The 21477-nt window shown below is 44.6% G+C and carries 23 protein-coding genes and 1 riboswitch; of the genes, 22 read left to right on the plus strand and 1 reads right to left on the minus strand.

Translation table 11 applies throughout. The annotated features are described in order from the left end of the window. The first annotated feature begins 93 nt into the window (after positions 1-93). The 19 genes from MKY11_RS03250 (at position 94) to ablB (ending at position 16919) form a co-directional block, all read left to right on the plus strand. Positions 94-255 (plus strand): hypothetical protein, encoded by a 162-nt coding sequence (locus MKY11_RS03250; protein ID WP_008344307.1) that lies wholly within the window; start codon positions 94-96, stop codon positions 253-255. Between the two features lie 18 nt (positions 256-273). Then, positions 274-456 carry a YezD family protein gene (locus MKY11_RS03255; RefSeq protein WP_008344304.1) on the plus strand — a complete coding sequence of 61 codons (183 nt, stop codon included), beginning with the start codon at positions 274-276 and terminating at the stop codon, positions 454-456. Between the two features lie 217 nt (positions 457-673). After that, entirely contained in the window at positions 674-1471 is a 798-nt protein-coding gene (locus MKY11_RS03260; RefSeq protein ID WP_113747736.1) for a hypothetical protein, read from the plus strand. Between the two features lie 367 nt (positions 1472-1838). Continuing rightward, positions 1839-2393 (plus strand): DUF5698 domain-containing protein, encoded by a 555-nt coding sequence (locus tag MKY11_RS03265; RefSeq protein WP_008344300.1) that lies wholly within the window; start codon positions 1839-1841, stop codon positions 2391-2393. Then, entirely contained in the window at positions 2390-2590 is a 201-nt protein-coding gene (locus MKY11_RS03270; protein ID WP_017359825.1) for an NETI motif-containing protein, read from the plus strand. The genes MKY11_RS03265 and MKY11_RS03270 overlap by 4 nt, the downstream gene beginning before the upstream one ends. Before the next feature lie 79 nt (positions 2591-2669). Further along, positions 2670-2771, plus strand: a riboswitch (purine riboswitch). A gap of 169 nt (positions 2772-2940) precedes the next feature. Then, positions 2941-3429, plus strand: a complete 489-nt coding sequence (gene purE, locus MKY11_RS03275) for a 5-(carboxyamino)imidazole ribonucleotide mutase (RefSeq protein ID WP_096881088.1) — start codon at positions 2941-2943, stop codon at positions 3427-3429. Next, a complete protein-coding gene (gene purK / locus MKY11_RS03280; protein ID WP_025206860.1) occupies positions 3422-4564 on the plus strand; it encodes a 5-(carboxyamino)imidazole ribonucleotide synthase in 1143 nt (380 codons plus the stop codon). Before purE ends, purK begins: the two co-directional genes overlap by 8 nt. Next, the gene (gene purB, locus MKY11_RS03285) at positions 4561-5856 is read left to right on the plus strand and encodes an adenylosuccinate lyase (RefSeq protein WP_008344295.1); all 1296 of its coding nucleotides are present in this window, start codon (positions 4561-4563) and stop codon (positions 5854-5856) included. The genes purK and purB overlap by 4 nt, the downstream gene beginning before the upstream one ends. Positions 5857-5928: 72 nt before the next feature. Next, the gene (gene purC / locus MKY11_RS03290; RefSeq protein ID WP_342501842.1) at positions 5929-6651 is read left to right on the plus strand and encodes a phosphoribosylaminoimidazolesuccinocarboxamide synthase; all 723 of its coding nucleotides are present in this window, start codon (positions 5929-5931) and stop codon (positions 6649-6651) included. Next, positions 6644-6898 carry a phosphoribosylformylglycinamidine synthase subunit PurS gene (gene purS / locus MKY11_RS03295; RefSeq protein ID WP_008344293.1) on the plus strand — a complete coding sequence of 85 codons (255 nt, stop codon included), beginning with the start codon at positions 6644-6646 and terminating at the stop codon, positions 6896-6898. Before purC ends, purS begins: the two co-directional genes overlap by 8 nt. Then, the gene (gene purQ, locus MKY11_RS03300) at positions 6895-7578 is read left to right on the plus strand and encodes a phosphoribosylformylglycinamidine synthase subunit PurQ (protein ID WP_008344292.1); all 684 of its coding nucleotides are present in this window, start codon (positions 6895-6897) and stop codon (positions 7576-7578) included. Before purS ends, purQ begins: the two co-directional genes overlap by 4 nt. Continuing rightward, positions 7562-9793, plus strand: a complete 2232-nt coding sequence (purL, locus tag MKY11_RS03305) for a phosphoribosylformylglycinamidine synthase subunit PurL (protein ID WP_024719398.1) — start codon at positions 7562-7564, stop codon at positions 9791-9793. Before purQ ends, purL begins: the two co-directional genes overlap by 17 nt. Further along, positions 9769-11199 (plus strand): amidophosphoribosyltransferase, encoded by a 1431-nt coding sequence (purF, locus tag MKY11_RS03310; RefSeq protein WP_342501843.1) that lies wholly within the window; start codon positions 9769-9771, stop codon positions 11197-11199. Before purL ends, purF begins: the two co-directional genes overlap by 25 nt. A gap of 96 nt (positions 11200-11295) precedes the next feature. Next, a complete protein-coding gene (purM, locus tag MKY11_RS03315) occupies positions 11296-12336 on the plus strand; it encodes a phosphoribosylformylglycinamidine cyclo-ligase (protein WP_017366751.1) in 1041 nt (346 codons plus the stop codon). Next, positions 12333-12902, plus strand: coding sequence for a phosphoribosylglycinamide formyltransferase (purN, locus tag MKY11_RS03320; protein WP_008344288.1), 570 nt, complete (start codon positions 12333-12335; stop codon positions 12900-12902). Before purM ends, purN begins: the two co-directional genes overlap by 4 nt. A gap of 15 nt (positions 12903-12917) precedes the next feature. Beyond that, positions 12918-14456 carry a bifunctional phosphoribosylaminoimidazolecarboxamide formyltransferase/IMP cyclohydrolase gene (gene purH / locus MKY11_RS03325; RefSeq protein WP_008344287.1) on the plus strand — a complete coding sequence of 513 codons (1539 nt, stop codon included), beginning with the start codon at positions 12918-12920 and terminating at the stop codon, positions 14454-14456. 12 nt (positions 14457-14468) lie between these two features. Then, on the plus strand, positions 14469-15743 hold the full coding sequence (purD, locus tag MKY11_RS03330; RefSeq protein ID WP_024719399.1) for a phosphoribosylamine--glycine ligase: 1275 nt from the start codon (positions 14469-14471) through the stop codon (positions 15741-15743). Positions 15744-15863: 120 nt separating this feature from the next. Further along, positions 15864-16058 (plus strand): hypothetical protein, encoded by a 195-nt coding sequence (locus MKY11_RS03335; RefSeq protein ID WP_135009881.1) that lies wholly within the window; start codon positions 15864-15866, stop codon positions 16056-16058. Positions 16059-16073: 15 nt separating this feature from the next. Next, positions 16074-16919 (plus strand): putative beta-lysine N-acetyltransferase, encoded by an 846-nt coding sequence (gene ablB / locus MKY11_RS03340; RefSeq protein WP_326377303.1) that lies wholly within the window; start codon positions 16074-16076, stop codon positions 16917-16919. Here ablB and MKY11_RS03345 read toward each other — a convergent pair. After that, positions 16914-18572 (minus strand): PucR family transcriptional regulator ligand-binding domain-containing protein, encoded by a 1659-nt coding sequence (locus MKY11_RS03345; RefSeq protein WP_327862170.1) that lies wholly within the window; start codon positions 18570-18572, stop codon positions 16914-16916. The genes ablB and MKY11_RS03345 overlap by 6 nt on opposite strands. Before the next feature lie 191 nt (positions 18573-18763). On the opposite strand from MKY11_RS03345, the gene MKY11_RS03350 reads away from it, so the two are divergent. Genes MKY11_RS03350 through MKY11_RS03360 form a run of 3 tightly spaced genes read left to right on the plus strand, consistent with a single transcriptional unit; the run spans position 18764 to position 21468 of the window. Continuing rightward, positions 18764-20128, plus strand: a complete 1365-nt coding sequence (locus tag MKY11_RS03350) for an aspartate aminotransferase family protein (RefSeq protein WP_342501844.1) — start codon at positions 18764-18766, stop codon at positions 20126-20128. 12 nt (positions 20129-20140) lie between these two features. Next, positions 20141-20827, plus strand: a complete 687-nt coding sequence (locus MKY11_RS03355) for a CoA transferase subunit A (RefSeq protein ID WP_342501845.1) — start codon at positions 20141-20143, stop codon at positions 20825-20827. After that, a complete protein-coding gene (locus tag MKY11_RS03360; protein WP_268363602.1) occupies positions 20803-21468 on the plus strand; it encodes a 3-oxoacid CoA-transferase subunit B in 666 nt (221 codons plus the stop codon). The genes MKY11_RS03355 and MKY11_RS03360 overlap by 25 nt, the downstream gene beginning before the upstream one ends. Positions 21469-21477: the final 9 nt, after the last annotated feature.

The raw sequence follows: 21477 nt of genomic DNA on the forward strand, positions 1-21477 counted from the left end.
TTGGATCACCAAAGGCGCTTTGATTTCCTTTTTTCTATAGAAGGGTTCAGAGTGCCTTTTTTTCTTGCATTCATCATAACGGGAGGGGATGACTTGTCACGTTGGCTTAGGCAGGTGATTGAGCGGAAAAAGCAGGTATTGATTGAGCAGCTCCTTTTATGGGGGCATGAAGAAAAACATGAAGCGCTCATGCATTATACGATTCATGAGCTGGAAAATGAGGTTCTCTATTTAAAAGAGCGAAAGCAAAATTAGTGGGATGGGGGATGAGCGATGGATGAACAAAAGCTGAATTTTATTTTATCTGCCTTAAAAGGGATTGAATACGGGTCGGTGGTGATCACCATTCATAATGGACAAATTACACAAGTCGATACGACAGAAAAGACTCGTTTCCCCGCACACCAAGAGAATCTTCGGATTCAGAAAGCAAAGCAGGGGCGCTATCGTTCATGAAAAGTAATGAAAGATGATGAAAAGCTGATCCACTCATCAGCTTTTTTGTTTTGGCTTAATTTCTCTCCATTTAAAACCTCTTCATTCTTTTATCCGTCTATTCGTATGAACGTCAAGGAATCTTGACTGAATAGAGAGACTCCGCTACTTTAATAGGAGTCATCCGGACAGGTCACCTGAGCCTGTGCGGATTGTCTGAGATAGGAGTTGATATGGGATGTTAGAGAAAGATCAAGAGCAGGTCACATCTGAAACGAAAAACGAAAACGAAGAGCCATCAATAGATCAAGAAACAAGGCAGTCCCGCCTCAGCCGCAGTGCTGCAAAACGAGGAAGAACGGCTAAGCCAGCTGATGAAGAGCGTTCAGCCATTCAGCGCATTGCAAGAAGTGTAGGAGGTGCGTTTAAGCGCTATGGCTCATATGGGCTCGCAATGTTAAAATCACCGAGCCGTGCGATCCATCAAGCGGACACTTTACGCATGAAGTACGCCTGGATTTCAATTGTGTTATTCAGTGTGTTTTTTGCTTTAGGCAACTACGTTCAATTAAAGGCGTCAAAGACCCGTTTATTAGGTTTTGGTATTCATTATTCTTTTGGTGACGCCTTTTTGAAGGTAGCGGTCTTTACACTCATTTTGTTAACACTGATGATGCTGACGGTTTGGGTGCTCGGTAAGTACATGCTGAAAGGGAACATATCGCTGAAAGAAGTGATCATGAAGTTCGGTGCCGTGCTTGTGCCGGTTTTGGTTTTATCTATCCTTTGGCTTGTATTTGCCATGCTGAATATTCCATATGTAACGGTGATTTTATCCGTCATGATGTTTTTTGGTCTTCAGCTGATTGCCATTGTGCTCTTCCGCTCCATTCAATCAGAGCAAGATGCTGTACGGGGAGACTTGATGTATGCCGGCTGGGTCTTTTTGTTGATTGAGCTCGTTATCATTGCCCTTTTATGGGGCATTGTCGGAGAGTATTTGATCCCATCACTTGTTCCAGTTCGGTTTGGATAAAAACACGTTTCAGCGTGTAGACAAATCTTTGGAATCGACTGTAATCCTGCGTGACGGTGCTCACGAATGTGAAATTCGCTTCGCACCGATCTTAGAATTCAAAAGTTTCTATCACGCTGAAAAGAAGACAAAGGGTTAAAATAAAGTATATTTTAGCCCTTTATCAACCATCTAAAGCCTCCTTTTGAAAAAGGAGGTTTTTCATGTTGAGAAGAGGAAAAAACGGGTAAACTCTTGGTAACAAAGACCACCCCTTGTTGTCGAAAGATATATGTGTTTTTCTCGCGCAAATTTGATTGTATCAAGGTTTGTTCTCTAGTAGAATATGGGGTGCTTTATTTGATTTTTAGTGCAGGGGGTTCGAATCGTGCTTCAACAACTTTTATCCAATGCGTTCACCATGGTTTTGATTATTTTAGTGATTAACATTGTTTATGTCTCTTTTTCCACTATGCGTTTAATTTTAACAATGAAAGGCAGAAGGTATGCAGCCGCTTTTGCTGGTACTGTCGAGATGCTGATTTATGTCATTGGTTTGAGTATCGTATTAGATAACTTAGATCAAGTACAAAATGTCATTGCGTATGCGCTAGGTTATGGAATTGGAATCATTGTCGGGATGAAAATTGAAGAGAAGCTGGCACTTGGCTACATTACTGTGAACGTGATTACAAAAGAAATCGATCTAGATCTCCCAAAACAATTGAGAGAAAAAGGATATGGCGTCACCAACTGGGTAGTAGGAGGTCTTGAAGGAGACCGGTCAGCGATGCAAATTTTAACACCGAGAAAATATGAACTGCAATTATATGAAACGATTAAAACGCTTGATTCAAAGGCGTTTATCATTTCGTATGAGCCCAAAACGATTCATGGCGGCTTCTGGGTGAAGGCTGTGAAGAAAAGGAGAATTAAAGAATGACCGCAAAACCAAAGAAAAAGAAATTCTACGTGGAAGACAACATGACGATTGAACAAGTGTTGTCCCAGATGGCAGAGGAAGGCTACTCACCTGTCCGACGAATGGAGGAGCCCATCTTTCAGGAAAAGAAGGAAAATGGGTCGATTCAGATCATTCCGATTGGGAAAAAAATCGTATTTGAGGGAAAAATACTCTAAATCCGAACATTAAAACGACGACTTCATAGATTGTTCGATAAATCCGTTGACATCATGAACATCCGTTGTTAAGATAAACATGAAATCAAAACACGAGCCTCATATAATCTTGGGAATATGGCCCATAAGTTTCTACCCAGTTACCGTAAATGACTGGACTATGCAGGATAGTGAACAAAACTGACATGGCGTTTTAAAAGCGAACAGCGCTTACCATGGCCCGGTTTGTGTTGCTTCCTAACAATGCAATACAAACCGGGCTTTTTTGTTCGGCGTTTGACAAGCTGCTTAGGTTTGGGAAGCGTGTCAAACGATACAAAATCGAATAATAGCTTAAAGGTGGGGACAAAATGAAGCCGCTTGTAGGTGTCATCATGGGAAGTACATCTGATTGGGAAACAATGAAACATGCGTGCGATATCTTAGAGGAATTAAACATTCCGTATGAAAAACAGGTTGTATCCGCACATCGGACACCTGACTTGATGTTTGAATATGCGGCAGAAGCAAGAGGTAAGGGACTAAAAGTCATCATTGCCGGTGCTGGAGGCGCAGCACATTTACCGGGGATGGTCGCAGCAAAAACGACACTGCCGGTCATTGGTGTGCCCGTACAATCAAAAGCATTAAACGGACTGGATTCCTTATTATCCATCGTTCAAATGCCAGGCGGTGTACCTGTTGCCACAGTGGCAATCGGCAAAGCCGGTGCAACAAATGCAGGCCTTTTAGCTGCACAAATGATTTCAGCATTCGATGAAGCCGTTGCAGCACGCCTTGAAGAAAGAAGAGAGCAAACAAAACAAACTGTATTAGAAAGCAGTGATCAGCTTGGCTAAGCAGACCATTTTTCCAAACGCAACCATTGGTATCATCGGCGGCGGACAGCTTGGCAGATACATGGCCGTCAGTGCAAAGCAAATGGGCTACCGGGCAGCAGTCCTTGACCCTGTCACACTTTCTCCTTGTGGACAGGTTGCTGATACAGAAATTACAGCCGCATACAGTGACCTTGAAGCGATCAGGCAGCTGGCGGACATCAGCGATGTGGTCACATATGAATTTGAAAATATTGATTATGATGCACTCAATCAGCTGAAGGAAGAGGCGTATTTACCGCAAGGAAGCGAACTCCTTCTTTTAACCCAAAACCGTGAAACGGAGAAAAAAGGGATTGTAGATGCAGGCTGTGAAGTCGCCCCTTATCGCATCGTTCATGATGAGAAGGAGCTGAAAGATGCAGTAAATGCGCTTGGTTTGCCAGCTGTGCTGAAAACATGCAGAGGCGGTTACGACGGTAAAGGACAGTATGTCATCAAAGAGAAGGATCAGCTTCATGAAGCGGCTGCACTTCTCACGCATGGAACGTGCATTTTAGAAAGCTGGGTTCCTTTCCAAATGGAACTGTCCGTGATTGTGACGCGGTCTGTTCATGGGGAAATTGCGACATTCCCAGTCGCTGAGAACATTCATAAGCACAATATTTTATTCCAAAGCATCGTGCCTGCACGGGTAGATGGCAGCATTCAGGAGAAAGCAAAAGAGCTGGCAACAACGCTTGCTGAAAAGCTAGGGCTGGTCGGTACGCTTGCTGTTGAACTGTTCCTGACAAATGAAGGGAAGCTGCTTGTCAATGAACTGGCACCGCGTCCGCATAACTCTGGACATTACACATTGGATTTATGTGAGACGAGTCAGTTTGAACAGCACATTCGCGCCATATGCGGTTTGCCGCTTGGCGGAACAGCTCTTTTATCAGAGGGTATGATGGTGAACTTGCTGGGCGATGAAGTGGACATCCCAAAAGAACATCCTGAGCTTTTAAAGGAAGCGAAGCTTTATCTATATGGCAAACATGAAGTAAAAGCCGGCCGCAAAATGGGGCATATGACATTTATGAAACAGCTTGATGATGAATGGATGGCAAACATCACAAAGATATGGACTGAAAGAGATGGAGGAAACGGGAAATGATCGAACGTTACGCACGACCAGAAATGTCAGCAATCTGGACAGAGGAAAACAAATTTAATGCATGGCTTGAAGTAGAAATTCTCGCTTGTGAAGCTTGGGCAGAACTTGGCATCATTCCGAAAGAAGACGTTGTGACAATGCGCAAGAATGCAAGCTTTGATATTGGACGTATTTTGGAGATTGAACAAGACACGCGCCACGACGTGGTTGCCTTTACGCGTGCTGTATCTGAATCTCTAGGAGAAGAAAGAAAGTGGGTTCATTACGGGTTAACATCTACAGACGTAGTGGATACGGCGCTTTCATATCTATTAAAACAGGCGAACGATATTTTGCTCAAGGACATTGAGAGATTTGTTGACATACTAAAAGAAAAAGCAAAAGAGCACAAATATACCGTCATGATGGGCCGTACGCACGGTGTACACGCTGAACCGACAACATTTGGCTTGAAGCTTGCTCTTTGGTACGAGGAAATGAAGCGTAACTTAGAACGTTTTAAACAAGCAAAAGCCGGCATCGAATACGGCAAAATCTCTGGTGCTGTTGGCACATATGCGAACATCGACCCGTTTGTTGAGCAATATGTATGTGAGAAACTTGGCATCAAAGCTGCACCAATTTCAACCCAAACCTTGCAGCGTGACCGTCATGCAGATTACATGGCAACCCTTGCTTTAGTGGCAACAAGTATTGAGAAATTTGCTGTTGAAATTCGTGGTCTTCAAAAGAGTGAAACACGTGAAGTAGAAGAGTTCTTTGCAAAAGGACAAAAAGGATCATCAGCGATGCCTCATAAACGAAACCCGATCGGTTCTGAAAATATGACGGGGATTGCCCGTGTCATCCGTGGTTATATGCTGACTGCTTATGAAAATGTACCGCTTTGGCATGAGCGTGATATTTCTCATTCATCTGCTGAACGCATCATTTTACCAGATGCAACGATTGCACTGAACTATATGCTGAACCGTTTCTCTAACATTGTGAAAAACTTAACGGTTTTCCCTGAAAACATGAAACGCAACATGGACCGCACACTTGGCTTGATCTACTCTCAGCGTGTTCTTCTTGCACTCATTGATACAGGCATGGCACGTGAAGAAGCATATGACACGGTTCAGCCAAAGGCGATGGAAGCTTGGGAGAAACAAGTACCATTCCGTTCATTAGTAGAAGCAGAAGAGAAAATCACTTCACGCTTAACACCTGAACAAATCGCTGACTGCTTCGATTACAACTATCACTTGAAAAATGTCGATATGATTTTCGAACGTCTAGGTCTTGCGTAAGAAATGGGCCGCCTGCTAGTCAGGCGCCTAATCCTGAAAATTGCCAACATTCAAATTAGGAGGCCAATCTGAATGACTGTGAAACAAGAACTTCTCTACGAAGGCAAAGCGAAAAGAATCTATCAGACCGATGACGAGCATATTTTATATGTCGAATATAAAGATTCAGCTACAGCATTTAACGGTGAAAAGAAAGCGGAAATTGAAGGCAAAGGCAGACTGAATAACGAAATTTCTAGCTTGATTTTTCAAATGCTACATGAGAAAGGGATCAACAATCACTTTGTGAAACGCCTATCTGAAACAGAACAGCTCATTCAAAGGGTAGACATCGTACCGCTTGAAGTCGTTGTGCGAAACGTGGTGGCAGGCAGTATGTCAAAGCGTCTTGGGATTCCAGAGGGAACGAAACTGGACACACCTTTGATCGAGTTTTACTACAAAGATGATGCACTCGGCGATCCACTCATTACAGAAGATCATATTCGCATTTTACATGCAGCGACACCTGAGCAGGTCGAGGAAATGAAACAAATCACAAGACAAGTGAATGAAGAATTGAAGCAAATCTTCTCAGATTGCCATGTGAATTTAATTGATTTCAAGCTTGAATTCGGAATAGATCACGAGAATCGTATTTTGCTAGCTGATGAGATTTCACCTGATACGTGCAGGCTTTGGGACAAAGACACAAACGAAAAGCTTGATAAAGACGTGTTCAGACGAAACCTGGGCGGCTTAACAAATGCATACGAAGAAATTTTCAAAAGACTTGGAGGCCATAAACATGTATAAAGTGAAAATTTTTGTCAGCTTAAAAGAGAGCGTTCTTGATCCACAAGGAAGTGCCGTGCAGCACGCTTTGCACAGCATGTCTTATCAGGAAGTAAAGGATGTCCGTATCGGGAAATATATGGAGCTAGTCATTGAGAAATCAGAACGTGACTTAGATACAGTGGTCAAAGAAATGTGTGAAAAATTGCTTGCCAATACGGTGATTGAAGATTACCGCTATGAGGTGGAGGAGGTTGTCGCACAGTGAAGTTTGCAGTGATCGTCTTGCCTGGCTCTAACTGTGATATCGATATGTACCATGCGATTCAAGATGAGTTAGGTGAACAAGTTGAATATGTATGGCACGACGAAACGAGTCTTGATGGTTTTGACGGTGTACTCGTACCAGGCGGTTTCTCTTATGGGGATTACTTAAGATGCGGTGCGATTGCTCGTTTTTCTAACATCATGCCGGCTGTGAAAAAAGCAGCTGCGGAAGGAAAACCTGTTCTTGGTGTTTGTAACGGGTTCCAAATTCTTCAAGAGCTTGGCATTCTGCCAGGCGCAATGAGACGGAATAAAGATCTAAAATTTATCTGTCGTCCAGTTGAACTCATTGTAGAGAACAACGAAACGCAATTTACAAGCGGCTATCAAAAAGGTGAATCGATTACGATTCCTGTAGCACACGGTGAAGGTAACTTCTACTGTGACGAAGACACGTTAGCGAAGCTGATTGAACGAGGCCAAATCGCTTTCACTTACGGTGACGATATTAACGGCAGTGTCAATCGAATTGCAGGTGTAACGAATGAACAGGGCAATGTACTCGGCATGATGCCGCACCCTGAGCGCGCGGTTGACTCATTACTAGGCAGCGCAGACGGACTTAAATTGTTTCAATCTATCGTGAAAAATTGGAGGGACACTCATGTCACTACTGCTTGAACCAAGTCACAAGCAAATTAAAGAAGAGAAATTGTATCAGCAAATGGGATTGAGTGATGAAGAATTCGCTTTAATCGAATCCATTATTGGCAGGCTGCCAAACTACACAGAAACGGGTATCTTTTCTGTCATGTGGTCAGAGCATTGCAGTTATAAAAACTCAAAGCCTGTTTTAAGCAAATTCCCGACAAAAGGAGAGCATGTTCTTCAAGGTCCTGGGGAAGGCGCTGGAATCGTTGATATTGGAGACAACCAAGCGGTTGTATTTAAAATCGAATCACATAACCATCCATCTGCAATTGAACCGTATCAAGGAGCGGCAACAGGTGTCGGCGGAATCATCCGTGATGTATTCTCCATGGGTGCTCGTCCAATTGCGGTATTAAACTCTCTTCGTTTTGGTGAACTGACTTCACCGCGCGTGAAGTACTTGTTTGAAGAAGTAGTGGCAGGGATTGCAGGCTATGGAAACTGTATCGGTATTCCAACAGTCGGCGGAGAAGTTCATTTTGATCAAAGCTATGAAGGCAACCCGCTCGTTAACGCGATGTGTGTAGGGTTAATCAACCATGAAGACATCAAGAAAGGGCAGGCAAAAGGTGTTGGCAATACGGTCATGTACGTTGGTGCTAAAACGGGACGTGACGGGATTCACGGTGCAACATTTGCGTCTGAAGAATTTTCTGATGAATCAGAAGAAAAACGTTCAGCGGTTCAAGTCGGCGATCCGTTCATGGAAAAGCTTTTGCTTGAAGCATGCCTTGAAGTCATCAAAAATGATGCGCTTGTGGGCATTCAAGATATGGGAGCGGCTGGCTTAACTAGCTCAAGTGCAGAAATGGCAAGTAAAGCCGGTTCAGGTATCGAAATGAACCTAGACCTGATCCCTCAGCGTGAAACAGGCATGTCAGCGTATGAAATGATGCTGTCTGAATCCCAAGAGAGAATGCTGTTGGTCATTGAAAAAGGCCGTGAGCAAGAAATCATTGATATTTTTGAAAAATACGATCTTGAAGCAGTCTCAGTCGGTCATGTGACAGACGATAAAATGCTTCGTTTACTCCATCAAGGAGAAGTAGTGTGTGAGCTTCCAGTTGATGCACTTGCAGAAGAAGCACCGGTTTATCACAAGCCGTCAAGTGAGCCTGCATACTATCGCGAGTTTTTAGAAACAAAAGTCGAAGCTCCAGCGATCACAGATGCAGCAGATACGTTGAAACAGCTGTTAAAACAGCCAACGATTGCGAGTAAAGAATGGGTTTACGATCAATACGACTATATGGTTCGTACAAACACTGTCGTTGCACCTGGCTCTGATGCGGGCGTGCTTAGAATCCGTGGGACGAAAAAAGCTCTTGCGATGACTACAGATTGTAACGCGCGCTATCTCTACCTTGATCCAGAAGTCGGCGGGAAAATCGCCGTTGCAGAAGCAGCACGTAACATTGTCTGCTCAGGCGCTCGTCCGCTTGCAGTAACAGATAACTTGAACTTCGGTAACCCGGAGAAACCAGAAATCTTCTGGCAGATTGAAAAGTCTGCTGACGGCATTAGCGAAGCTTGCCGTACATTAAGCACACCGGTCATCGGCGGTAACGTCTCTTTATATAACGAGTCAAATGGAACGGCCATTTATCCAACGCCAGTCATTGGCATGGTTGGTTTGATTGAAGATACAGCTCATATTACGACTCAATCGTTCCAACAGGCAGGCGATGTGATTTTCGTCATTGGTGAAACGAAGGAAGAATTCGCAGGCAGTGAGCTTCAAAAAATGACTGAAGGCCGTATCTACGGAAAAGCACCAGAAATTGATTTGGATGTAGAACTGGCGCGTCAAGAAGCCCTTTTAGCAGCGATTCAAAACGGACTTGTTCAGTCAGCACATGATGTGTCTGAAGGCGGTCTTGGTGTAGCACTAGCTGAAAGTACATTTGGAACAGATGGTCTTGGCGCTGATATCCAGCTCGATCTAAACAGCGCAGCATCACTATTCAGTGAATCACAGTCGCGTTTTGTTGTCACAGTGAAACCAGAAAACCGCGAAGCATTTGCTGCGGCTGTGCAAGATGCAAAAGAAGTCGGAACGGTCACAAATGATGGTGTATTCACTGTCAAAAATCAAGAAGGACAACAATGGATTCATGCGGCAGTCAACGAGCTTGAACGCGCATGGAAAGGAGCGATCCCATGCTTGCTGAAATCAGAGGCTTAAACGAAGAATGTGGCGTCTTTGGGGTTTGGGGACACGAAGAAGCCTCGCAAATCACATATTACGGATTGCATAGCCTTCAGCACCGAGGACAAGAAGGTGCGGGAATTATTGCAACAGACGGTGAAAACCTGACGTCACACAAAGGCCTTGGACTGATTACGGAAGTGTTCCAAAATGGTGAGCTTAAGGATTTAAAGGGAAAAGGTGCGATCGGACACGTTCGGTATGCGACAGCAGGCGGAGGCGGCTTTGAGAATGTGCAGCCCCTCTTCTTCCGCTCGCAAAACAATGGCAGTCTTGCCCTTGCTCATAATGGAAACTTGGTCAATGCAACGCAATTAAAACAGCAGCTAGAGAACCAAGGAAGTATTTTTCAAACGTCTTCTGATACCGAAGTGCTCGCTCACTTAATTAAGCGCAGTGGATATATGGATTTGAAGGATCAAATCAAAAATGCTCTGTCTATGTTAAAAGGAGCTTATGCTTTCCTAATCATGACAGAAACAGAAATGATCGTAGCGCTTGATCCGAACGGATTACGCCCACTTTCACTTGGTATGCTTGGGGATGCTTATGTTGTCGCTTCTGAAACATGTGCCTTTGATGTCGTTGGTGCTACCTATTTACGAGATGTAGAGCCTGGCGAAATGCTGATCATTAATGATGAAGGCTTAAAATCTGAGCGCTTCTCGATGAACATTAACCGCAGCATGTGCAGCATGGAATACATTTATTTCTCAAGACCGGACAGCAATATCAATGGCATCAACGTGCATAGTGCGAGAAAGAATCTTGGCAAGAAGCTTGCAGAAGAAGCACATGTCGAAGCAGATGTCGTGACAGGTGTGCCAGACTCCAGTATTTCTGCAGCGATTGGCTATGCCGAAGCAACAGGTATTCCATATGAGCTAGGTTTAATTAAAAACCGTTATGTTGGCCGGACATTTATTCAGCCGTCTCAAGCATTGCGTGAGCAGGGCGTGCGCATGAAGCTGTCTGCTGTGCGCGGGGTGGTCGAAGGCAAACGTGTCGTCATGGTGGATGATTCCATCGTACGCGGAACCACAAGCCGCCGAATTGTGACGATGCTAAGAGAAGCGGGAGCGACGGAAGTGCATGTACGCATTAGTTCACCGCCAATCGCTCATCCGTGTTTTTATGGAATTGATACGTCTACACACGAAGAGCTGATTGCATCATCTCATTCAGTGGAAGAAATTAGACAGGAAATCGGTGCAGACACCATTGCATTTTTATCTGTAGACGGTTTAATGGACGGGATTGGCAGAAAGTATGATGATCCGCAGCGTGGTCAGTGTTTAGCATGCTTTACTGGAAAATACCCGACCGAAATTTATGAAGATACTGTCCTTCCTCATGTGAAGGAAACAGTCCTGACGAAATAATCGAATAATGGAGCAGCAGTCAACGTGATTTGATATGCTGCTCTTTCATTCTGCCGAAAATACATGAAAGACAAGCAGATAAAAGGAGTGAATGGGATGTCAGAAGCATATAAAAACGCCGGTGTCGACATCGAAGCAGGATACGAAGCCGTTAAACGAATGAAAACACACGTAGAACGTACAAAAAGAGCAGGTGTCATGGGGGCTCTAGGCGGATTTGGCGGTATGTTTGATTTATCTGAACTGCCATACAAAAAGCCCGTTCTTGTCTCAGGAACAGACGGTGTTGGTACGAAATTAAAGCTAGCATTTTTAATGGATCAACACGATACGATCGGTGTAGATGCTGTTGCTATGTGTGTGAACGATGTGCTTGCACAAGGGGCAGAGCCGCTCTTTTTCTTAGATTACTTAGCAGTTGGAAAAGCAGATCCTTTGAAAATTGAATCCATCGTCAAAGGTGTAGCTGACGGATGCGAGCAGTCTGGTTCAGCGCTTGTCGGCGGAGAGACTGCAGAAATGCCGGGTCTTTACACAGAAGAAGAATATGATATTGCTGGATTTTCTGTAGGTGTCGTTGAAAAGGATGAAATCGTCACAGGTGAGAACATCAAGGAAGGGCATTTGCTGATTGGACTCAGCTCTAGCGGAATTCATAGCAATGGCTATTCTCTTGTACGAAAAGTATTGCTGGAAGACGCAGGTCTAGACCTTCACCAAACGTATGAACCTTTTACAAGACCGCTTGGAGAAGAGCTGCTGGAACCGACGAAGATTTATGTCAAGCCTGTTCTTAAACAAGTGAAAGCTGGCAAGGTTGACGGTATGGCACATGTGACAGGCGGTGGCTTTATTGAGAACTTACCACGTATGCTGCCTGAAGGGCTTGGTGTTGAGATTGATAACGGCTCATGGCCGGTCCCGCCTATTTTCTCCTTTATTCAAGAAAAAGGGCAATTGAAAGCAGAAGAGATGTTCAATGTATTTAATATGGGCATCGGCTTTGTCCTAGCCGTCAAAGAGGATGATCTCGTCGATGTGATCAGCGGACTTGAACAAGACGGAGAGAAAGCCTTTCTTATCGGACGAGTTCAAAAAGGAGAAGGCGTCACTTTCGGTGGTGGAAGCCTCTCATGAAAAAGTTTGCGATCTTCGCCTCTGGAAGCGGGACAAATTTTCAAGCCATTATTGATACGTTAAAAGAAGAACAGTGGCCGGCAAAAGCCGCCATTGTGATCTGTGATAAACCGGGTGCGAAGGTGCTGGAGCGGGCAGAGAAAGAGGGCATTCCGTCCTTTTCTTTTACGCCGAAGGCTTTCCCGAGTAAAGCAGCTTTTGAGCAAACCATTATTGAACAGTTGAAACTGCATGAAGTGGAATGGATTTTCCTCGCTGGGTATATGCGACTGATCGGTCCGACATTGCTTGATGCATTTAGAGGGAAAATCGTGAATATCCACCCTTCTTTACTGCCAGCATTTCCTGGACTCGATGCGATTGGACAAGCCTATCAAGCAGGAGTCAAAGTGGCTGGCATCACGGTTCATTATGTCGACGAAGGCATGGATACCGGCCCGATTATTGATCAAGCAGCCATTCATATTGAACAAGGGGAAGACCTTGAATCCATTGAAAAAAGAATGCATGAATTAGAACATACACTATATCCAAAAGTGATCAAATCACTTTTAGAATTATCTTAATGAGGTGACAAAGGCATGACGATCAAACGCGCATTAATCAGTGTTTCCGATAAAACAAATCTTGTACCTTTTGTGAAAGAACTAACAGAACTTGGAGTTGAAGTGATTTCAACTGGTGGTACACACAAACTTCTTCAAGAGAACGGCATTGATGTCATTGGTATTTCTGAAGTGACTGGCTTCCCAGAAATCATGGACGGACGTCTCAAAACGCTTCATCCGAACATTCACGGTGGACTGTTAGCAGTGAGAGAAAACGATGAGCATATGGCACAGATCGAAAAGCACGGCATTCAGCCGATTGATCTTGTCGTTGTGAATCTATATCCATTCAAAGAGACCATTTCCAAAGACGATGTCACGTATGAAGAAGCGATTGAAAACATTGATATTGGCGGACCGGGTATGCTTCGTGCTGCTTCTAAAAACCATCAGGACGTCACGGTGATTGTAGACCCGCGTGATTATGATTCTGTCGTTCAACAAATCAAAGAAGGCGGCGTATCACTAGAGAAAAAACGTGAGCTTGCAGCAAAAGTATTCCGTCATACAGCTGCTTACGATGCCCTGATTGCGGATTACTTAACGAACTTTGTTGGCGAAACAGAGCCAGAACAGTTCACAGTCACATTTGAGAAAAAGCAATCTCTTCGTTATGGAGAAAACCCGCACCAAGCGGCGACGTTCTATGAAAATGCGCTTCCAAGCAAAGGCTCTTTAGCTACTGCAACGCAATTACATGGAAAAGAACTTTCCTACAACAACATCAAAGATGCAGATGCAGCTCTTCAAATTGTACGTGAATTTACGGAGCCAGCGGCTGTGGCTGTAAAGCATATGAACCCATGTGGTGTTGGGACAGGGGAAACGATTGCAGAAGCATTTGATCGTGCATTTAAAGCAGATGAAACATCTATTTTCGGCGGCATTGTGGCGCTTAATCGTGAAGTAGACAAACAAACGGCTGAGGTGCTCCATACGATTTTCTTAGAAATCGTCATCGCACCATCGTTCAGCCAAGAAGCACTTGACGTGTTAACAGCGAAAAAGAACCTTCGTCTACTAACATTAGATGTAGAAGCAGATCTTGGGAAAAAAGAAAAGCAGCTCACAAGTGTTCATGGTGGATTGCTCGTTCAGGATATCGACACATACGGCTTAGAGGAAGCAACGATCTCTATTCCAACGAAAAGAGAACCGACTGAAGACGAATGGAAAGACTTAAAGCTCGCTTGGAAAGTCGTCAAGCATGTGAAATCAAATGCCATCGTTCTAGCGAAGGATCAAATGACAGCAGGTATTGGTGCTGGTCAAATGAACCGTGTTGGCTCGGCTAACATTGCAATTGAGCAAGCAGGTGAAAAGGCAAAAGGCAGTGCACTAGGTTCTGATGCATTTTTCCCAATGGGCGATACAGTGGAAGCTGCTGCAAAGGCAGGCGTCACAGCGATCATCCAGCCAGGTGGTTCCATTCGTGATGAAGAATCAATCCAAAAAGCAGATGAATACGGCATCGCCATGGTCTTCACTGGCGTTAGACATTTCAAACATTAAGGGGATGACAGTGTGAACGTATTAATTATCGGCAGAGGCGGAAGAGAGCATACCATCGCATGGAAAGTGAATCAAAGCGAACTTGTCAGCCAAGTATTTGTCGCACCCGGCAATGATGGAATGACAGACGCTGCGAAGCTTGTACCGATCGACGAGGGAGATCATGAGGCGTTAATTCGTTTTGCAAAAGACAATAACATCGGTTTAACAATTGTCGGTCCAGAGGTTCCATTAATTGCAGGTGTCGTCGATGCATTTGAAGAAGCAGGACTCAAGGTATTTGGACCGAATGCAAAAGCCGCAGTCATTGAAGGCTCAAAAGAATTTGCAAAAGACTTAATGAAAAATTATGAGATCCCGACAGCCGCTTACGCCACTTTTACATCGTTTGAAGAAGCGAAGGCATATGTGGAAGAAAAGGGTGCCCCAATTGTCATTAAAGCAGATGGGCTTGCCGCAGGAAAAGGCGTGACAGTGGCAATGACGCTTGAAGAGGCAATTAACTGCCTGCATGACTTTTTAGAGGATGAAAAGTTTGGCGATGCGAGTGCATCGGTTGTCATTGAAGAATTTTTAACGGGTGAAGAGTTTTCTCTGATGGCCTTTGTCAATGGAGAAAAGGTGTATCCGATGGTGATCGCACAGGATCATAAACGGGCATTTGAAGATGACAAAGGACCAAACACCGGCGGGATGGGCGCTTATTCACCGGTTCCACAAATTTCTGATGAAGTGGTACAAAAAGCGGTGGAAGACGTCGTCAAACCAGCAGCTCGCGCGATGGTGCAGGAAGAGCGTTCGTTTACAGGCATTTTATATGCAGGCTTAATGCTGACACCAGAAGGCTCTAAGGTCATTGAGTTCAATGCACGCTTTGGCGACCCTGAAACGCAAGTAGTGCTTCCTCGTCTTGAATCAGATCTAGTTCAAGTCTTCCTAGACATTCTAGATGGAAAAGATGTGGACTTGCAGTGGAAAGACACAGCCGCTGTCAGTGTCGTTCTTGCATCAGAAGGATACCCAGAAGACTACGCAAAAGGCACGCCAATCGGTGCTTTGCAAACAACGGTCTCTGATGTCGTCACCTTCCACGCAGGAACAAAAAAGGAAAACGATCAATTCGTCACAAATGGCGGCCGTGTAGCAAATGTGACCGCATTTGACGACACATTTGAAGCAGCAAGATCAAGAGTGTATGAAGCGGTTGAAGAAATCATTCAGCCAGGTTTATTTTATCGCCGTGACATTGGCGCCCGTGCGCTGAAGGCTGCGGGGAAAAACGTTTAATCAAAACACCTTTCTATCTGACGAGATGGAAAGGTGTTTTTTCTTCTTCTGTTCATAGGAGGGATGCGGGCAGATGATGAAGAAGTAGTATGGGATCACGAATAGATTTAGGGAGGCAACATGGAAATCAAAGCATTTATCATCTTTGCAAATGTCATGCTTGTTTTATATCTCATAACTATAAATAACATCATGGTGACTGCCATTAAGCAGAATAAATTGAAAAAAAGCTTTGCCATTAGTTATATGATCCTATCCATTTTTTCTGGCATTGCTATTTCTTCATTTTTAATTTGGAAGTTTTTCATTAGCTAAGAGGGGAATGAGTGTATGGTGCAATTGAAGAAACTTGCAAACGAGCGTTTTTCTGCTTTGATCTGTATGGATTCATTTAATGAGCGAATTCGTTTGGATGACTATAGCGGCAGGGTGCAGGATGTGATTCAGTCCGTGCTTCAGGAAGCGGCGGACTGCAAGGCGTCTAAGGTTATTGTAAAAGTAAGGCGTGAGCATATGCCGCTTTTTTTAGCAAAAGGCTTTCGGCTTGAAGGCGTGTTTTCTCATTATTTCCTCGGAAGTGATGCGTACGGCATGTCGCTCTTTCTGACCGAAGATCGAATGAACAGCCCATTTTGGCTGAAGGAAGATGAAATCGTTGCGTCTATTCAAGAAAAGCCGATTAAAACAGACCAAGGCGTGTGGCAAGATGAGTATGTGATGAGGAAAGCCGGTCCAGAGGATGTGCACAAGCTGGCAGCGCTCTATGATACGGTCTTTGAAACGTACCCCACGCCAATGAACGAGCCAGATTACATCCGAAAGGTAATGGAGGAAGGGACGGTTTTTTATGCCGTTGAACATGACGGTCAACTTGTAAGTGCCGCATCCGCTGAAATCAATGTGCCGTATGGTCATGCAGAATTAACAGATTGTGCAACCCTTCCCACATACAGAAAACTAGGATTCATGCATCATTTGATTCTAGCCCTCGAACAAGAGCTTCAATCCATGCACATTTATGTCTTTTATTCTCTTGCCCGTGCACTGTCCTATGGAATGAATCAAGTATTTTATCAGCTCGGGTATACATACACCGGACGCTTTCAAAACAACTGCTATATTTTTGACAAAATTGAAGATATGAATCTATGGGTCAAAACGCCAAATGAATCATGAAATGGTTCTCATCTGATCAAGCAGACCAGATAGGCGGTACGCCATGATACTCAGCTGCAGCTTCATCCGATCATCAGTGGATTTGAGGCTGCAGCCTGTTCTCGTTTCAATTTGTTTCAACCGGTAGCTTAACGTATGCCGGTGAATAAACAATTCCCCCGCTGACTTTTGAATATTTTCATTGTGTGCCAAATACACTTCGAGTGTATGAATGAGGTCAGCTCCTTGTTTTTTTGTATAAAGCAGCGGGCTTAACAGCTCCACATAAAAGTCATGCAAATTCATTCCGGCTTCGTTCATTTCAAGCAGCATCCCATATAGACCGAGCTTCTGATAATGAATGATGCTGTCATCTGTTTTCAAAAGAGGAAGAAGCCTTGCTGCATATTGGGCTTCTTTTGCACTTTTAGCAAAGAGACTGATCTGGTCGTAGGCTCTTCCAATGCCAATCACAATGGGATGGACGGGGAAAAAATAAGACCAAGTACTGCGGCATTCTTCTGATGCGCGATACCAATTTGTTTCTTGATACGTGCTTTTCCCTGCAGGCGTCAAGACGAAAATGGAATCAAGCCTTGCCTTTAATAAAAAAGGAATTTGTCTGCGTTCAAAAATGGATGTGAGCAATTGGGATAGGCGCTGCACCATTTGATGATCGAGCTGTGTGTGCTGATGCTGAAATTGAAAGTAGATGACGACTTGTTCTTCGCTCATATCATATTGCAGCTTTCTTGCTTGTTCGATGACATAACTTTCTTCTGTGTATTGCTGTTGCAGCATATCATCCAATAAATGCCCCTGCATTTGGTTTTCTGTATCTTGAATAGCTTTTTGTTTTAACCATTCAATCGCATACACCGCACCGGCATGCTCAATGGCGATGGCATCGAGATGGTGCCACGTCTCTTTTTTCTTTAACGCCACAATGAACCCGAAAATATCCCCCATTGCAATCACAGGGCATGCCGCTAGAACAAACGCACCATATGTGTCATAGACGAGCCGGCCTTTTTCCTCTGCCTGCTTGAGCAGAGAAGAGGTTTCAATCGGTTCGTCATCTGTTAGAAAGCCAAAAGCAGGAGAATAGGTCACTTCGTCTGTTTCGAGATGAGCTGCTGTTTGGTGCAAAAACACATCCAGTACGACGATATTTGCCGCTGTGAGATGTGCCAGTTCATCTGTAATTTGCGTGACATTTTTATTGCTCACATTTAAATGGGTCAGTCTTTGATGAATCGCGGAAGAATATTTGAGCTGATGGAGCTGACTGCTGACGATTTGTTCTAGAACGGCTTTTGTGATGTCTGAAAAATTGACATGAGGCGGAATCTCGATGAGCGGAATACCGCTATTTTCGGCGGCTTCAATGAGTGATGCGGGAATTTCCGTTAAGTACACGCCTTTATAAATGGCAATGGCTGAAAGACGATGAGATTGAATCAATTGTTCAAGCCGTATGCGTCTTTCTTTATTTTCTGTCAGTCCAAACCCAGTTGTAACAAGTAATTCTCCTTCGGAAAGTCTAGACGTGTCCTCAATAATTTCCACAATGGTCACCCACTGGATAAGACGATCCAGTCCATTTTCTCCAGCAAGCAGTTTGGTTTCTTTCATCATATCGAGCGAGAGTGCATCTTTGACGAGAATCGCCATAGACTCATGACCTCCTTTTGAACACTCTTATACACCATGTATAAAAAACACATGTGAAATTCGGGCATATGGCGAATGGAGGATGACTGCCCTCTTGATTAAGCTAATCTTATACCAAGTATACAAAATTTTCTTGCGATTCATGTAAAAAGAAAAGTGCAGCTGCTGACAAGAGAGGGAGGAATGACAAAGTGGAGACCCGGGATTACTTAATCAAACCGATGTTAAATCAGCAATATCCTGTGGCTGTGAGAGGAGAGGGGATTTATTTATATGATCGGGACGGAAAAAAATATATAGATGGCTCATCAGGGGCAGTCACGGCAAGTATTGGACATGGCATACAAGAGATTATTGATGCGATGACGGAGCAAGCGAAAAAGGTGAGCTTTACGTACAGGTCACAATTTACGAATGAACCAGCGGAAGAACTAGCGTATGAATTGAGTACACTTTGCCCAGGTGATCTGAACTGGTCTTTTTTTGTAGGGAGCGGTTCAGAGGCAACGGAGACTGCTATGAAAATGGCGATTCAGCATTGGCAGGAGCAGGGGAAGACGGAAAAAAATCATATCATCTCAAGATGGATGAGTTACCACGGCATTACATTAGGGGCGCTGTCGATGTCAGGTCATATTGCAAGGAGAGAGCGCTTTGAACCACTGCTTGAAAAGCATCCAGTGCTGTCTCCGCCCTATAGTTACAGGTCATGGCTGCCAAAGGAAGACAGCAAGCAGGTCGAGTGGTATGTCCAGGAATTTAAGACCGTCATCCAGCGTATAGGAAAAGAGAGGATCGCCGCATTGATTGCTGAACCGATTGTTGGCGCAGCGGGAGCGGCGCTCCTGCCGCCAGACGGTTATTTCGAAGCAATGAAGCGAGTCTGTGAAGAAAACGACATTTTATTGATCGCAGATGAAGTCATGACGGGCTTTGGACGAACTGGAAAAATGTTTGCGATGGAACACTGGGGCACGGTACCAGATATCATGGTTCTCGGAAAGGGCATGAGCGCAGGTTATTCTCCAATCGCAGCAGTTGTCTCAACGGATCGTGTGATGGCACCGATTATCAGCGGCTCCGGCTCTGTCATGGCAGGGCACACATATAGTGCCAATCCGCTTTCAGCAGCTGTTTCATTAGCGGTCATTCGATATATGAAAAAACATCAGCTTCCCGACCGGGCTGACCTTTCTGGGCGATATCTGATGAATGCTTTAAAAGATCTGCAAGTAAATCATTCCATCATAGGAGATGTGAGAGGGAAGGGATTGCTTATTGGCATTGAGTTTGTCGCAGATCGTTTATCCAAAACGCCATTTCCTGCACATGCTCAGATAACCAATCTCGTCGTTGAAACGGCAAAACAAAATGGACTGCTTGTGTATCCAGCAAGCGCTGGAGAGGATGGAGTCGGAGGCGCAGCGGTTATGATCGCACCGCCGCTTTCCATCACACAGCAGGAGATGGATGAACTGATTGATAAATTCGGCCAGACCATCACACAAGTCGAACAAGAAGTAATCAATCGAGGGTTTTTCCCATCTGCTATGTAAGGAGGAATGAACATGAACAAAACTGTGGATTTGGATGAAGTGATGACGCGATTAAAAGATGGCATGACCATCATGTTTGGCGGATTTGGCGGCGTGGGTTCACCACCATCGTTGATTGATGCCATTTTGCAAGCAAATATTCAAGATCTGACATTGATCGGAAATGATGCAGGTTTCCCGCAAATTGGTGTGGGCCGGCTCATCACAGAAGGAAGAGTGAAAAAAATCATCGCCTCTCATATCGGCTCAAATCCCATTGCCGGACAGAAAATGCAAGCTGGTACATTAGACGTTCATTTTTATCCGCAGGGCATTCTTGCAGAAAAAATCAGAGCAGGCGGAATGGGGCTGGCGGGCATTGTGACAGATGTTGGGATGGATAGCCTGAATCTCGATGAGAAACAATTGGTTCAACTGAATGGGAAGAATTATATGTTAGAGCCTGCGCTCACAGCGGATATTGCCATCGTCAATGCCTACAAAGCAGATGAAGTGGGAAACCTGATTTTTGATAAAAGCGCACGGAATACAAACCCGATTGTGGCGATGGCAGGAGACTGGACCATTGCGGAGGCAGAAGAAATTGTGGCAGCGGGGCAGCTCGATCCAGAAGAAATCGTGACGCCAGGCGTATTTGTGAATCAAATCGTGCAATCAAAAGGAGTGAACTGGACATGGGCATGGGAGACATCGATTTAAGACACCGCATTGCTAAAAGAGCAGCACAAGAAATTGAAGACGGCATGATTGTGAATCTTGGGATCGGCATTCCGACCCTAGCAGCAGATTACATTCCAGCACATTATGAGGTGTGGCTGCATGCAGAAAACGGCATTATGGGGGCAGGAGCCTCGCCTCTGCAAGGGGAAGAAGATCCGAATTTGTGCAATGCCGGTGGTTTTCCCATTACGTTGACAAAGGGCGGCTCGTACATGGACAGTACGACTGCTTTTGGCATCATCCGAAAAGGCATGCTGGATATGACGATTTTGGGTGCACTTGAAGTAAGCAGCCAAGGGGATCTTGCCAATTGGATTGTACCGGGGAAAAGAGTACCGGGTATGGGCGGAGCGATTGAGCTGGCGCAAAAAGCGAAAAAAGTGGTAGTGGTGATGAGCCATCTGGATAAACACGGTCGATCTAAAGTGAAAACGGCTTGTACATTGCCATTAACCGCTAAAGCGTGTGTCGATTTGATTATTACGGATATGGCGGTCATTGAGGTCAAGTCTCAGCTGCTGATTTTACGTGAAGTCATGCCACCATTTCAGCCGGAAGATGTCATAAGGGCGACTGAAGCGCCGTTAATTTTAGCGCCTGATGTCAAATCTGTTGTGTAGAAAGGATGA

Source organism: Bacillus sp. FSL W7-1085 (genome assembly GCF_038595035.1).
In the GTDB taxonomy this organism is placed as follows: domain Bacteria; phylum Bacillota; class Bacilli; order Bacillales; family Bacillaceae; genus Bacillus; species Bacillus altitudinis.

Excerpts from the sequence above, each read along its gene's own strand:
- ablB (WP_326377303.1), top strand. The coding sequence starts at position 16,074 with ATGGTGCAATTGAAGAAACTTGCAAACGAGCGTTTTTCTGCTTTGATC.
- purB (WP_008344295.1), top strand. The coding sequence starts at position 4,561 with ATGATCGAACGTTACGCACGACCAGAAATGTCAGCAATCTGGACAGAG.
- purL (WP_024719398.1), top strand. The coding sequence starts at position 7,562 with ATGTCACTACTGCTTGAACCAAGTCACAAGCAAATTAAAGAAGAGAAA.
- MKY11_RS03260 (WP_113747736.1), top strand. The coding sequence starts at position 674 with ATGTTAGAGAAAGATCAAGAGCAGGTCACATCTGAAACGAAAAACGAA.
- MKY11_RS03255 (WP_008344304.1), top strand. The coding sequence starts at position 274 with ATGGATGAACAAAAGCTGAATTTTATTTTATCTGCCTTAAAAGGGATT.
- purC (WP_342501842.1), top strand. The coding sequence starts at position 5,929 with ATGACTGTGAAACAAGAACTTCTCTACGAAGGCAAAGCGAAAAGAATC.
- MKY11_RS03360 (WP_268363602.1), top strand. The coding sequence starts at position 20,803 with ATGGGCATGGGAGACATCGATTTAAGACACCGCATTGCTAAAAGAGCA.
- purN (WP_008344288.1), top strand. The coding sequence starts at position 12,333 with ATGAAAAAGTTTGCGATCTTCGCCTCTGGAAGCGGGACAAATTTTCAA.
- purH (WP_008344287.1), top strand. The coding sequence starts at position 12,918 with ATGACGATCAAACGCGCATTAATCAGTGTTTCCGATAAAACAAATCTT.
- purF (WP_342501843.1), top strand. The coding sequence starts at position 9,769 with ATGCTTGCTGAAATCAGAGGCTTAAACGAAGAATGTGGCGTCTTTGGG.
- purM (WP_017366751.1), top strand. The coding sequence starts at position 11,296 with ATGTCAGAAGCATATAAAAACGCCGGTGTCGACATCGAAGCAGGATAC.
- purS (WP_008344293.1), top strand. The coding sequence starts at position 6,644 with ATGTATAAAGTGAAAATTTTTGTCAGCTTAAAAGAGAGCGTTCTTGAT.
- purE (WP_096881088.1), top strand. The coding sequence starts at position 2,941 with ATGAAGCCGCTTGTAGGTGTCATCATGGGAAGTACATCTGATTGGGAA.
- MKY11_RS03335 (WP_135009881.1), top strand. The coding sequence starts at position 15,864 with ATGGAAATCAAAGCATTTATCATCTTTGCAAATGTCATGCTTGTTTTA.
- MKY11_RS03270 (WP_017359825.1), top strand. The coding sequence starts at position 2,390 with ATGACCGCAAAACCAAAGAAAAAGAAATTCTACGTGGAAGACAACATG.
- MKY11_RS03345 (WP_327862170.1), bottom strand. The coding sequence starts at position 18,572 with ATGGCGATTCTCGTCAAAGATGCACTCTCGCTCGATATGATGAAAGAA.
- MKY11_RS03355 (WP_342501845.1), top strand. The coding sequence starts at position 20,141 with ATGAACAAAACTGTGGATTTGGATGAAGTGATGACGCGATTAAAAGAT.